At 65.0% G+C, this 12,463-nt stretch carries 11 protein-coding genes; 2 read left to right on the forward strand and 9 right to left on the reverse strand.

The window, feature by feature from the left end; all coding sequences use genetic code 11:
- Positions 1 to 29: 29 nt before the first annotated feature.
- From hemP to KHN96_RS21420, 5 genes are all read right to left on the reverse strand, one after another.
- Complete coding sequence (hemP, locus tag KHN96_RS21400) at positions 30 to 290, reverse strand: hemin uptake protein HemP (RefSeq protein WP_045787154.1); 261 nt, start codon at positions 288 to 290, stop codon at positions 30 to 32.
- A 153-nt stretch (positions 291 to 443) separates the two neighbouring features.
- Positions 444 to 2,456, reverse strand: a complete 2,013-nt coding sequence (locus KHN96_RS21405; RefSeq protein ID WP_062738409.1) for a BCCT family transporter — start codon at positions 2,454 to 2,456, stop codon at positions 444 to 446.
- Between the two features lie 149 nt (positions 2,457 to 2,605).
- On the reverse strand, positions 2,606 to 3,019 hold the full coding sequence (locus tag KHN96_RS21410) for an ExbD/TolR family protein (protein ID WP_062738410.1): 414 nt from the start codon (positions 3,017 to 3,019) through the stop codon (positions 2,606 to 2,608).
- 9 nt (positions 3,020 to 3,028) lie between these two features.
- Positions 3,029 to 3,757: a MotA/TolQ/ExbB proton channel family protein gene (locus tag KHN96_RS21415; protein ID WP_045787151.1), complete on the reverse strand. Its 729-nt coding sequence runs from the start codon at positions 3,755 to 3,757 to the stop codon at positions 3,029 to 3,031.
- 45 nt (positions 3,758 to 3,802) lie between these two features.
- Positions 3,803 to 4,462 carry an energy transducer TonB gene (locus tag KHN96_RS21420; RefSeq protein WP_062738411.1) on the reverse strand — a complete coding sequence of 220 codons (660 nt, stop codon included), beginning with the start codon at positions 4,460 to 4,462 and terminating at the stop codon, positions 3,803 to 3,805.
- 525 nt (positions 4,463 to 4,987) lie between these two features.
- Here KHN96_RS21420 and KHN96_RS21425 point away from each other — a divergent pair.
- A complete protein-coding gene (locus KHN96_RS21425; protein WP_062738412.1) occupies positions 4,988 to 7,303 on the forward strand; it encodes an AAA family ATPase in 2,316 nt (771 codons plus the stop codon).
- Here KHN96_RS21425 and KHN96_RS21430 read toward each other — a convergent pair whose 3' ends face one another.
- A complete protein-coding gene (locus tag KHN96_RS21430; protein ID WP_045787148.1) occupies positions 7,304 to 7,645 on the reverse strand; it encodes a DHCW motif cupin fold protein in 342 nt (113 codons plus the stop codon). It lies immediately after the preceding gene.
- 377 nt (positions 7,646 to 8,022) lie between these two features.
- Here KHN96_RS21430 and KHN96_RS21435 point away from each other — a divergent pair, with 377 nt between their 5' ends.
- On the forward strand, positions 8,023 to 9,291 hold the full coding sequence (locus tag KHN96_RS21435; RefSeq protein WP_062738413.1) for a dicarboxylate/amino acid:cation symporter: 1,269 nt from the start codon (positions 8,023 to 8,025) through the stop codon (positions 9,289 to 9,291).
- Between the two features lie 40 nt (positions 9,292 to 9,331).
- Here the strand turns inward: KHN96_RS21435 and murI are convergent, their stop codons facing one another.
- From murI to KHN96_RS21450, 3 genes are all read right to left on the reverse strand, one after another.
- A complete protein-coding gene (murI, locus tag KHN96_RS21440) occupies positions 9,332 to 10,180 on the reverse strand; it encodes a glutamate racemase (RefSeq protein WP_062738414.1) in 849 nt (282 codons plus the stop codon).
- Between the two features lie 10 nt (positions 10,181 to 10,190).
- A complete protein-coding gene (locus KHN96_RS21445) occupies positions 10,191 to 11,714 on the reverse strand; it encodes a fumarate hydratase (protein WP_062738415.1) in 1,524 nt (507 codons plus the stop codon).
- 189 nt (positions 11,715 to 11,903) lie between these two features.
- Complete coding sequence (locus tag KHN96_RS21450) at positions 11,904 to 12,443, reverse strand: TIGR00645 family protein (protein ID WP_045787144.1); 540 nt, start codon at positions 12,441 to 12,443, stop codon at positions 11,904 to 11,906.
- Between the last annotated feature and the right edge of the window lie 20 nt (positions 12,444 to 12,463).

Consider the following 12,463-nt stretch of genomic DNA (forward strand, 5'->3'; position numbering starts at 1 on the left):
AGAGACGTCCCCACAAAAGTCGTTGCGTGCTACTTGGTCAGGATCAGCTTGCCGAAGCGCGTGACGCGCAGCGTGTACACCGCGCCGTTGTGCTGGATGGCGACGGCGCTCTGGCCGGCAAACAGCTGCTCCGACGTCATGACACGCGTGTCGCCGACGAGGGAAGCCGCCGGTGCGGCCGCCGGCGCTGCGGGTGCCGTGTTGGCGCTGGCTTGGCGCGTGCGGGCCACGATGACGTGGCGACGGCGCGTCACGGTGCGTCCTGCATCCTGGTGTTCAGCGGCGTTCATGGCGGTGTCCTGATGAAAAAGCGTTGGCTGGCAAGGCGCTGCAGTGAATGCGGAGCAGTCTAAATGAGAATCGTTATCATTACAAGTCGAATTCTTACGTGGCTGCTCGCGGCCAGCGCCAAAAAGAAAACCGGGCGTGAAGCCCGGTTCTGCTCAGGTGTGGCCCGGTGCCTCGCGTAGCAGGCGCGTACGCTCATCGGCCAGTTGCGCGCGGTAACGCTCGTAGTGGCGAAGGATGTCGGCGATGATCTCGTTGTCCCGCAGATATTCGATGTCGTAGCCTTCGCGGCCGTCTTCGAAGAACGTCACCGGTTCGTGCACGATCGCGGTTTCCGCCTCGGCCGCCTGCCGCGGTGTGGTCGCCGGCAGCAGCTTGGCAACGACGCGTACGCCGTAGACGAAATCGCGGTGCGATGCGTCCGGAATGACCAGGCGCACGCTGTCTTCCGCTTCGCGCACATGTGCCTCGATGCCGCGGGCGCGCAGTTCATCCACCACGTCGTTCATGGCGGGCCGTACGTGTCCGGCGAGGAAGGCGCGGACGTCGGCCTCGGTGGCGGGGTGGACCATCTGCGCGAGGCGCCGCCGCCAGTGCTGGCCGCTCCAGAACGACGTCGCCGGGCCAAGCTCGCGGGAATAGTGCGCGCGGTCGGCCAACATGCCGCGCCACAGCCCGTAGCACAGCAACACCATGATGATGGCCACGGGCAGCGCGGCCACGAGCGTCATCGCCTGCAATGCCTTGAGCCCGCCGGCGAGCATCAGGATGGCAGCCGTCGCACCCAGCACGGCCGCCCAGAACAACCGTTGCCACACGGGCGAATGCGCGGCACCGCGTGAAGCGATGGTGTCGATCACGAAGGCGCCCGAATCGGCCGACGTGATGAAGAACACCGCAATCAGCACGATGGCCAGCCACGACAGCGCTGTGCTGCCCGGGAAGAAGTCGAAGAAGCGGAAGAGCAGCGCATCGACATTGGTGGCCGTTTGGGCGAGCTTGCCCATGGCGGCATGCGTGTCGAGCCAGATGGCGGTGTTGCCGAAGGCCGTCATCCACAGCAGGTTGAATAGCGTGGGGGCGATGAGCACGCCAATCACGAACTGACGCACCGTGCGCCCGCGCGAGATGCGCGCAATGAACATTCCGACGAACGGCGACCACGACATCCACCACGCCCAGTACTGGATCGTCCAGTTGCCGAACCAATCGCTGGCATTGGGCGGCGTGTACGCGAACGTGCGGAAGGACAGGCTGACCAGGTTCGACAGGTAGTCGCCGACGTTCTCGCTGAAGGCCTGCAGCAGAAACACCGTGGGGCCGGCGATGATGACGAACGCCAGCAGCAGGAACGCCAGCGCGAGGTTGAGTTCGGACAGCCGGCGTACACCGTTGCCGAGCCCCGATGCCGCCGACGCGCCGGCAAGCGCAACGACGCCACAGACCAGCACGACGCGGAACGTATCGGAGTCGGTCTGCCAGCCGCCCACCAGGTGCAGGCCCGCGCCCAGCTGCAACACGCCGTAGCCGAGCGTCGTCGCAATGCCGGCGACGGTGCCGATGAGCGCGAACGCATCCACGCCATGGCCGAGCGCACCGTTGATGCGCTCGCGCAACAGCGGATACAGCCCGGAGCGCATCGTCAGCGGCAGGTTGTAGCGGAAGGCGAAGTACGCCAGTGCCAGGCCCATCACGCCGTAAATCGCCCAGGCGTGAAAGCCCCAGTGGAAGAACGTGGTGAGCATGGCCTCGCGTGCGGCGAGTGCGGTCTGCGGGTTCGCGCTCGGCGGCTGCAGGTAGTGCTGCATCGGCTCGCCGACGCCGAAGTACATCAGGCCGATGCCCATGCCCGCTGCAAAGAGCATGGCCGCCCAGGAGACGAAGCTGAATTCGGGTTCGGCCTCATCGGGGCCCAGGCGGATATCGCCGAAGCGGCTCGCCGCCACGATGATGAGAAAGGCCAGAAAGCCCGTGACGGCCAGCGTGTAGAACCAGTCGAAGCGTCCGGTCACCCACCGTTGTGCGGTGCCGAACACGACGTCGGCCAGTTCGGGGCGAACGGCGCAGAGCACGAGCAGCAGCACCAGGGCAGCGAGGGCCGGCACGACAACTTGGGGGACGAGGGTGATACGTGGGGAGGTGGCGGGGGATTCTGAAGCGTGGGACATGCGTGCGTTGAACGATCCTGTCGACGAACTGAGGAGGGGTCACAAGTACAGCCCGCATCGTGTTGTTGCAAATATGCGGGCCCTGAAATGACGAACCCCCGTGCGGGGACGGGGGTTCTGTCGCATGCGGTGCGGCTATGCGAGCGCAATCAGTTGCGCTGCGGCTCCGTCACGAAGCCGATGCGCGCGAGGCCGCCTCGCTGGATGGCGGCCATCACCTGGGCGACGCGCTCGTAGCGCACGTTGCGGTCGGCGCGCAGGTGCATCTCGGGCTGCGGCTGCTGCTGCGCGGCTTTTTCAATGTCAGCCTGCAGCGTGGCCTCGTCGACCGGCTGGTTGTTCCAGAACACCTGGCCCTGCGCGTCGATCTCGACATTCACGCTTTGCGGCTTGGCATCGTCGGGTTTGTTGGACGCGCGCGGCAGGTCGATCTTGACCGCGTGGTTGATCACGGGAATGGTGATGATGAAGATGATCAGCAGCACCAGCATGACGTCGACCAGCGGCGTCATGTTGATCTCGCTCATCACCTCGTCATCGCTGTCGAAGGATCCGAAGGCCATGATGACTCCTTACTGCTGCTTGACCGCGGCCAGCCGCACGCTGGCGTCGTCGCGCGAAGCGCCCGGACGCAGGCGCGCGCCGGTCACGAAATACGCGTGCAGGTCGTGCGCAAAGCGGTTCAGCTTGGCGATGATCGCCTTGTTGCCGCGCGTGAGCGCGTTGTAGCCGAGCACCGCAGGAATCGCCACCGCCAGGCCGAACGCCGTCATGATCAGCGATTCGCCCACGGGGCCGGCCACCTTGTCGATGGTCGGCACGCCTACGGCGCCAATGCCGAGCAGCGCGTGATAGATGCCCCACACCGTGCCGAACAGGCCGACGAACGGCGCGGTCGAGCCCACCGACGCGAGCACCGCCAAGCCCGACTGCATCTGGCCGACCGATTCGTCGATGGCGCTCTTGAGCGAACGCGTGATCCAGTCGGAGATGTCCATCACGTCGTGCAACTGCGGCTGGCTGGCGCGGTGGTGCTGAGCGGCTTCGCGGCCCGTCTGCGCAAGCACGTAGAACGGGTTGTCCTTGGGCGAGCCCAGCGTCTGCATGGCGTGGTCGAAGTCGTCGGAGTGCCAGAAGCGCTTTTCAGCGCCCTGCGCCATCGACTTCAGGCGCACGATGTCCCACGCCTTGGTGAGGATGACGATCCACGAGGCGAGCGACATGAGCAGCAGCAGAATTGCCGTGGCGCGGGTGACGACGTCGCCTTGTGTCCAGAGGTGGGAGAGACCGAGTTCCTGCATGATGAATGTCCTGAATGAGCGAAAGGCAGATCCGGTGGGATCGGATTAGTTGTCGAGCTTGAAGACAAACGGCTTGTTGGCGACCACGGTCATGGCGCGGCCGTTCTGCTTGTACGGGCTGCAGCGCAGGTTGCGCGCGGCATCCAGTGCGGCGCGGTCCAGGCGCGGCGAGCCGCTGGACGTGATGACGGCCGTATTGGTGACCACGCCGTCCGGCCCAATGGTGACCTTGACCACCGCGCGGCCTTCCTCACCCATCTTCTGCGACATGGTGGGGTAGGTCAGCGGCGGATCGTTGCACTGGATGTCGTTGATCCCGACGCTGATGGGGCCGGCGGGGGCCGGGGCTGGCGCCGGTGCCGCTTCCACGGGCGGCGGCGGAGGCGCGGGCGGTGCGGCGGGGACAACGGGCGCGTTGTCCGATGGCGGCAGCGTGGGCGCTGGCATGGGAGCGGGCTTGGGCCGCGCCACGGGCTTGACGATGTTCACCGGCTTCGGAGGCGTCGGCTTGGCCGGCTCGGGCTTGGGCGGCTCCGGCGCACGCACCGGCTGCGGCGGCGTGGCCGGGATGAGGTTGACCTGCAGCTCCGGCGGTTCTTCCTTGTGCGGCGGCGGCTGGATCAGGCCGAGCTGAATCAGCATCAGCACGCCCGCGTGCAGCAACAGCACGACCACCAGAATCTTGAGAGTACGAGGGTGAATCATCAACGACCGGGAATCGAAAGCAGAAAAAGGGGTGCGATGCGACGGTGGCGGGATGGACGCCGAAAACGGCCAGCAACGTCAGCGCTTGCCGAAGACGATCAGTGAAACCCCAATGCTGATGAGCAGACTCAGGAGCAGTTCCATGGCGCCTTGCGTTGAGCCGGCGGGATCGCCGTCGGCATGACAGGCATTTTAGGCCTACAAGTTGCAACAGTGTTGCGATAAGTGGCAACGTTCTGTTCAAACGCAATCGCAACGACAGGTAAGAGTATAAACGATAATGATTCCTATTTGAGATCATTTCCTCGCCGCCCGTGGGGTGAGGCGCACATCCAGACGGCTGATAGCCCGGTGGCGCGCACGCAGGCGGTGCGGCCCGGATGGCGCCGCGGGCTCGCAACTTGCAAACACAGGGGTCGATCCGGGCTCCGCCGTGTGCGCAAACGCGCTAGGATGAAACCCATCCAAACACGGTGGCGAACCGGCCAACCGTGACCGACGCAAACGGGGAAGAAGGGGGCGACCATGGACGAAGCCAACCTCAGCATGGACGACGCCGATGACGACGGCACGTTCGTCCCCACGGGCGGGCGGCAGCCGTCGCTGCTGTCGTCGCTCGATTCCATGTGCGCGCAATTTGCGCTGCGCACCGTCTGCGCGATGGGGTTGCGGTTCAACCTGCGCACGAACATCAACGACATCCTGACCGTCTGTGCACCGGAGCTGATCTGGCCGGTGACGGTCATCCACCGCCTGCAGCGCTTCCTGGCGGCCCGCTGCGCCGACATGCCAGGCTGGCGGGCCGTCGGCAAGCTGGATCTGCCCACCTTCATGGATCGCCACGGCCAGTGGAGCAGCGCCTTCGACGAAAGCTCGCTGTTCTACTACCTCGATGAATACGTCAAGCACCACGCGAAGGACATGTTCACGGTCTTCGGCGCCTCCTGCCAGGCGCTGGGCGAGCGGCTGTCCGGCGAGCGCGTGCTGCTGGTCGGCAACATCGACATGCTGGCGCGCGTGCTCGGCCTGCCGCCGCATGAGCGCGCGCTGCTGCTGTTCGCCTCGCTGGTGAAATACAAGCGCGATCTGCGTGCGGTGATGGTCGACTGCAAGGTCGCGCACAGCCAGGAAGCCTTCCAGTTGCTGGCCAGCCTTGCCGGGGCGAGTACGGCGGAGGTGGCGGCGTCGTTGCGGCCGGGGTCACGGCTCGAGACGCTTGGTCTGATCGAGCCGCCGCTGCCGGAGAACAGCGTCACCGATCTGGGCGACCTGATGCGCATCTCCGACCGCCTGCTGCATGTGCTGCTGGGCGATTACGCCAGCGAGGCGGAGATGATGGCCGTCTTTACGCGCCCCGCGCCGCCGACCACGCTGTCGCAAGCCGATTACCCGCATGTCGAGACCGATGCGCGCTACCTGACCGCATTGCTCGAGAACGCCTCGCGACAGCGCGCGACCGGCGTGAACATCCTGCTCTACGGCGCGCCCGGCACCGGCAAGACCGAGCTTGCGCGCGTGCTCGCGCGTGATGCCGGCTGCGACCTGTACGAGGTGGATTGTCTGGACAAGGACGGCAACAGCCTCACCGGGAAAGACCGCTATCGCTCCCTGCAGGTGTCGCAGGCGTTCCTGCGCGGGCGGCCCGGCGCGGTGCTGCTGTTTGACGAAGTGGAAGACGTGTTTCCCGGCCCCACGCGCGAGCTGATGAGCCTGTTTGGCCACGAAGAGCCGCGCGGCTCGGTCAACGGCAAGGCGTGGGTCAACCAGACACTCGAGCAGAACCCCGTACCGGTGATCTGGGTATCGAATTCCATCCGGCAGATCGACCCGGCGTATCTGCGCCGCTTCCAGTTCCACCTGGAGCTGAAGGTGCCGCCGCCGACCGTGCGCGAGAGCATTATCCGCAAGCATCTGGAAGGGCTCGATGTGTCGGATGCGTTCATGGCGAAACTGGCCGCGCGCAAGACGCTCACGCCCGCGCAGATTGATTCCGCCGCGCGTTTTGCGCGCCTGACGCAGCCGGCCATGGAGGAATCCGCAGAATCGCTGATCCTGCGCCAGCTTGATCACGCCGACCAGGCCATGGGGCTGCGGCCGGACGTGCAGGCGCATCGCGTCGTCACCGAATACAAGCTGGACTATCTGAACCTGGAGACGCGCTTTTCGGTCGAGCGCATCATTGACGCGCTGCGGGCGCGCAAGCGCGGCACGCTGTGCTTCTACGGGCCGCCCGGCACCGGCAAGACGGTGCTGGCCGAACACATTGCCGGCGAGCTCGATGTGCCGCTGATGATCAAGCGCGCGTCCGACCTGATGAGCAAGTACGTGGGCGAGACCGAGCAGCAGATTGCGGCAATGTTCGCCCGGGCGGAAGAAGAGCGCGCGCTGCTGCTGCTGGACGAGGCCGACAGCTTCATGCAGAGCCGCCAGGCCGCCGTGCGCAACTACGAGGTCTCCGAGGTCAACGAGATGCTGCAGGGCATGGAGCGCTTTGACGGCATCTTCATCTGCACGACCAACCTGTTTGATCGCATCGATGAAGCGGCGCTGCGGCGCTTTGCCTTCAAGATCCGCTTCAAGCCGCTGATGCGGCAGCAGCGTGAGCAGATGTTCATTGCCGAAGCGCTGGGAGGAAAGGCCGAGGCGCTCAAGCCGGTGTGGCGCGAGATTCTTGCCTCGCTCGACATGCTCACGCCCGGGGATTTTGCGGTGGTGAAGCAGCAATCGGTGCTGCTCGGCGAGGCGCTGGAGCCGGAGGCCTTCCTCGCACAGCTGCGCCAGGAGCACTCCATCAAGCCCGAGCTGCGCGAACGCCGGTCGATCGGCTTCACGCAGCGCTGATCAATCGACGATAAACAGCTTCGCGCCGATCTTCGTGGACGACCGGTGCGCCTCGGCATCGTCGCCGACCTGGTAGCTCATGCCGGGTCTGAGGGTGAACTTGCGGCCGTCCTGCAGCGTGGTTTCCAGCTCCCCCTCCAGGCAGAACAGGACGTGCCCCTTCTTGCACCAGTGGTCGGCCAGGTAGCCCGGTGTGTATTCCACCATGCGCACGCGAATCCGGTTGCGTTCGTCGCCAAAGTCGCGCGTGCGCCAGATGGCGAGACCGGTTTCTCCGCGATGTTCGGTCGGTTCGACGGTAGACCAGTCCGTCGTGCCGAAGGGGAAGGGGGCCATTTTCATCGCAATGTTCCGGTGTGTGACGAGAGGCCTTGATGGTAGCAGTGGCTCGAGTGCTCATCACGTCTCAATCGAGGTGATCTACGCGCGGCTTCTGGGCACGCCCCGACGGCATTGCGCGGCCGTCAATAATGGGGACGCCGGCTCGCCATTCCAATGTTGATGCGGCGTTGCAGCACGCCGCCGATGACCGCCCAGCAATGTATGCAGAAATTGCATGGTGCTATGCAACATCGACATAACGATGGCCATGCGCTTCTCTAATATCGTCGCTTTTTACAAAGCGTGACGAACGTGGGCCGCCTTGAACGCTTGGCCGCCCCATGAGATCCGCGTCCTGCGCGCAGCCTGTGCGGCCCGCGCCATCCTTGGAGAAAGTCTTGAACACCAAACGTCTGACCTCGCACATCGGGGTCGCCATGCTGCTGGGCATCGCCGTGGGCTGGGGCTGCCACGAATACGCCAAGGACGCCGCGGCGGCCAAGGACATCGCTTCGTACTTCAGCATCATCACCGACATCTTCCTGCGCATGATCAAGATGATCATTGCGCCGCTGGTGTTTTCGACGCTGGTGACTGGGCTGGCGAGCATGAGCGGCGGCAACGCGGTCGGCCGCGTGGGCCTGCGCGCGATGATCTGGTTTGTGTGCGCTTCGGCGACCTCGCTGGCGCTGGGCATGGTGCTGGTCAACTTCTTCCAGCCCGGCGTGCACATGAACTTGCCGCTGCCGGAGGTGACTGCCACGTCGGGCCTGAAGACCGGCGACTTCACGCTCAAGGCCTTCATCACCCACGTGTTCCCGCGCAGTATCGTGGAGGCCATGGCCACCAACGAGATCCTGCAGATCCTGGTGTTCTCACTGTTCTTCGGCGCTGCGCTCTCGACGATGAAGAACCCGATGGAAACCGTGATCGGCCGCGGCCTGGAAGAGCTGACCAAGCTGATGTTCCGCATTACCGACTACGTGATGCGGTTTGCACCGCTGGGCGTGTTTGCCGCCATGGCCGCTGCCATCACGGTGGAAGGCGTGGGCGTGCTGTGGACGTACGGCAAGCTGATCGGCGAGTTCTACCTGGGCCTGGCGCTGCTGTGGGCGATCCTGTTCTTCGTCGGCTATGTGCTGCTGGGCCGTTCGCTCGGGCGCCTGCTGGGGCTGATTCGCGAGCCGACCATGCTGGCGTTTGCCACGGCGAGCAGCGAATCGGCGTATCCGAAGACGATGGAAGCGCTGGAGAAGTTTGGCGTGCCCAAGCGCGTGGCCAGCTTCGTGCTGCCGCTGGGCTACTCGTTCAACCTCGATGGCTCGATGATGTATCAGGCGTTCGCGGTGCTGTTCATCGCGCAGGCGTACAACATCCAGATGAGCTTTACGCAGCAGGTCACGCTGCTGCTCGTGCTGATGCTCACGAGCAAGGGCATGGCCGGCGTGGCGCGCGCCTCACTGGTGGTGGTGGCGGCCACGCTGCCGATGTTCCATCTGCCGGAAGCCGGTCTGCTGCTGATCATCGGCATCGACCAGTTCTTCGACATGGGCCGCACGGCCACCAACGTGATCGGCAACAGCCTGGCCACGGCCGTGGTGGCGAAGTACGAACCGGCTGAAGAAGAAGGCGAGGGCGAAGTCGCCGCGCAGCCGAACCTCGGCTAAGGCCCAAAGTAAAAACGCCACCTACCCAGGTGGCGTTTTTTTATTCAGCTTGCGAAGCGAGGGAGGTCGCTGCAGGGGTGAGCGGCGCATCGCCAATGTCGACGCGCTGCGCCATGGGCGCCTCTCCCAGCAATGCAGCCACCATGGCTTGCAGCGGAAGCACGTCGCCGGTGCTCATGAAGCGCGGCGAAGCAGCCCGGCCTGACGCGTGCAATCCCGCCGCCGCCAGCGTGCGGCCGAGATGGCGCGCGACGGCATGTCCTGTGTCGATCAATGTCAGCCGGTCGCCCGCAATCTCGCGGATGGCATCTTCCAGGAATGGGTAGTGCGTGCAGCCGAGCACCAGCGTGTCGGCATTCGCATCGAGCATCGGTTGCAGATAGGCCTGCAGCAGTTCGAGCACGGCCGGCGAATGGGTATCGCCGCGTTCAATCAGCGGGACGAGGCCGTAGCCGGGTTGGCTCAGCACTTGGCAATCGCCGGAGGCAGCGGCCAGCAGGCGTGCGAATTTCTCGCTGCGCAGGGTGCTTTCAGTCGCCAGAACGCCGACCACACGGCTCTTCGACGTGGCAACCGCCGGCTTCAAGCCCGGCTCGACGCCGATCACCGGCACCGCGAGTTTTTCGCGCAGCACGTGCACGGCCTGCGCCGTGGCGGTGTTGCAGGCGATCACCAGTGCCTTGCAGCCTTGATCGACGAGCCATTCGCACACACGCAGCGTGCGATCGGCAATGTATTCGGGTGATTTTTCCCCGTACGGGGCATGGCGGGAATCCGCCAGGTAGAGAAGCGATTCGGCCGGCAGTTCGGCGCGAATCGCGCGCAGGACGGAGAGCCCTCCGAGGCCGGAATCAAAGACTCCGACCGGTGCCTGCGCGCGTGTGGTCATGTTGCAGCGATCAGGCTGCGGCGACGGGGATCTTGCCGATCTTCGCCTGCCATTCCGCCGGGCCGGTCTTGTGGACCGACGTGCCGGAGCTGTCCACGGCCACAGTGACCGGCATGTCCTTCACGTCGAACTCGTAGATGGCTTCCATGCCGAGGTCTTCAAACGCCAGCACCTTGGCGGCGCGGATGGCCTTCGACACGAGGTAGGCCGCGCCGCCCACGGCCATCAGGTAGGCCGACTTGTGCTTCTGGATGGCCTCGATGGCCGCCGGGCCGCGCTCGGCCTTGCCCACCATGGCGATCAGGCCCGTCTGGGCGAGCATCGTCTCGGTGAACTTGTCCATGCGTGTGGCCGTGGTCGGGCCTGCCGGGCCGACGACTTCATCGCGCACGGGGTCGACCGGGCCGACGTAGTAGATCACGCGGTTGGTGAAGTCGATCGGCAGCTTCTCGCCCTTGGCGAGCATGTCGGCGATGCGCTTGTGCGCGGCGTCGCGGCCGGTCAGCATCTTGCCGTTGAGCAGCAGCGTCTGGCCCGGCTTCCACGAGGCGACTTCTTCCGGCGTGAGCGTGTTCAGGTCGACGCGCTTGGACGTTTCCGTGTTGGGCGCCCACTCGACCTTCGGCCATTGCGACAGGTCCGGCGCTTCCAGCTTGGCGACGCCGCTGCCGTCCAGCGTGAAGTGCGCGTGACGCGTGGCGGCGCAGTTCGGGATCATCGCCACGGGCAGGTTGGCTGCGTGGGTCGGGTAGTCGAGGATCTTCACGTCCAGCACGGTGGCCAGGCCGCCCAGGCCCTGCGCGCCGATGCCCAGCGCGTTGACCTTCTCGTACAGCTCGATGCGCAGTTCTTCCACGCGGTTGCGCGGGCCGCGGGCGATCAGGTCCTGGATGTCGATCGGCTCCATCAGCGCTTCCTTGGCCAGCAGCATGGCCTTTTCAGCCGTGCCGCCAATGCCGATGCCCAGTATGCCCGGCGGGCACCAGCCGGCGCCCATGGTCGGCACGGTCTTGAGCACCCAGTCGACGATCGAGTCGGACGGATTCAGCATCACGAACTTCGACTTGGCTTCGGAGCCGCCGCCCTTGGCTGCGACGATCACGTCCACCGTGTCGCCCGGCACGATCGACATGTTGATCACGGCCGGGGTGTTGTCCTTCGTGTTGGTGCGCTTGCCGGCCGGATCGGCCAGCACGCTTGCGCGCAGCTTGTTGTCGACGTCGTTGTACGCACGGCGCACGCCTTCGTTGACCATGTCTTCCAGGCTCATCGTGGCGCCGTCCCAGCGCACGTTCATGCCCACCTTCAGGAACACGGTGACGATGCCGGTGTCCTGGCAGATCGGGCGCTTGCCTTCGGCGCACATGCGGCTGTTGGTCAGGATCTGCGCGATGGCATCCTTGGCCGCCGGGCTCTGCTCCTGCTCATAGGCGCGGCCCAGAGCAGTGATGTAGTCCATCGGGTGGTAATAGCTGATGTACTGCAGCGCGTCGGCAACGCTCTGGATGAGGTCTTCTTGACGAATGACGGTCATGGTGGGGGACCAACGTATAGGAATGAAAAGCCGGTGCGGCAGCGCAGTGGTCGGTGGCCGTCACTGCCTGCCTGTGACCTGGACGGCGGGCGCCGCAGGCTCAGAACAGCCTGAGATCATACACCCAATGTCGGGCACGGATTGTCCGAGCGCGTTCGTCGGAATCGCCGCGCCGACAAGGGCGCGGCGTCAATGTGCGTCGGCAGCCTCGCCGTGCGGATGCGCGTGCGAAACGATGCGGTCCACCCAGGCCATCACCAGCGCAGAGACCAGGAACGCTACGTGAATCACGACCTGCCACAGGATCGTGTGGGTGTCCTTCTGGGGTGCATCGATGAAGGTCTTGAGCAGGTGGATCGACGAGATGCTGATCAGCGCCATCGACAGCTTGACCTTCAGCACGCCGGCGTTCACGTGGTCGAGCCACTCCGGTTCATCCTCATGGCCCTCGATGCCGAGCTTGGACACGAAGATGTCGTACCCGCCGATGATCACCATGATCAGCAGGTTGGAGATCATCACCACGTCGATCAGCCCCAGCACGGCGAGCATGATCTTGGTTTCGTCGAGCTCGTTCATGTGCGAGACCAGGTGCCAAACCTCGATCACGAACAGATAGACGTAGGCCGCCTGGGCAACGATCAGCCCCAGGTACAGCGGCAGTTGCAGCCAGCGGGAGAAGAAGATCAGGCGCGGGATCGGGCGCAGCGGAGCAATGGGCGACTTCATGAGGCAAGCGGGCAGTTGGA

Source organism: Ralstonia mannitolilytica (assembly GCF_905397375.1).
GTDB classification, from domain to species: Bacteria; Pseudomonadota; Gammaproteobacteria; order Burkholderiales; family Burkholderiaceae; genus Ralstonia; species Ralstonia mannitolilytica.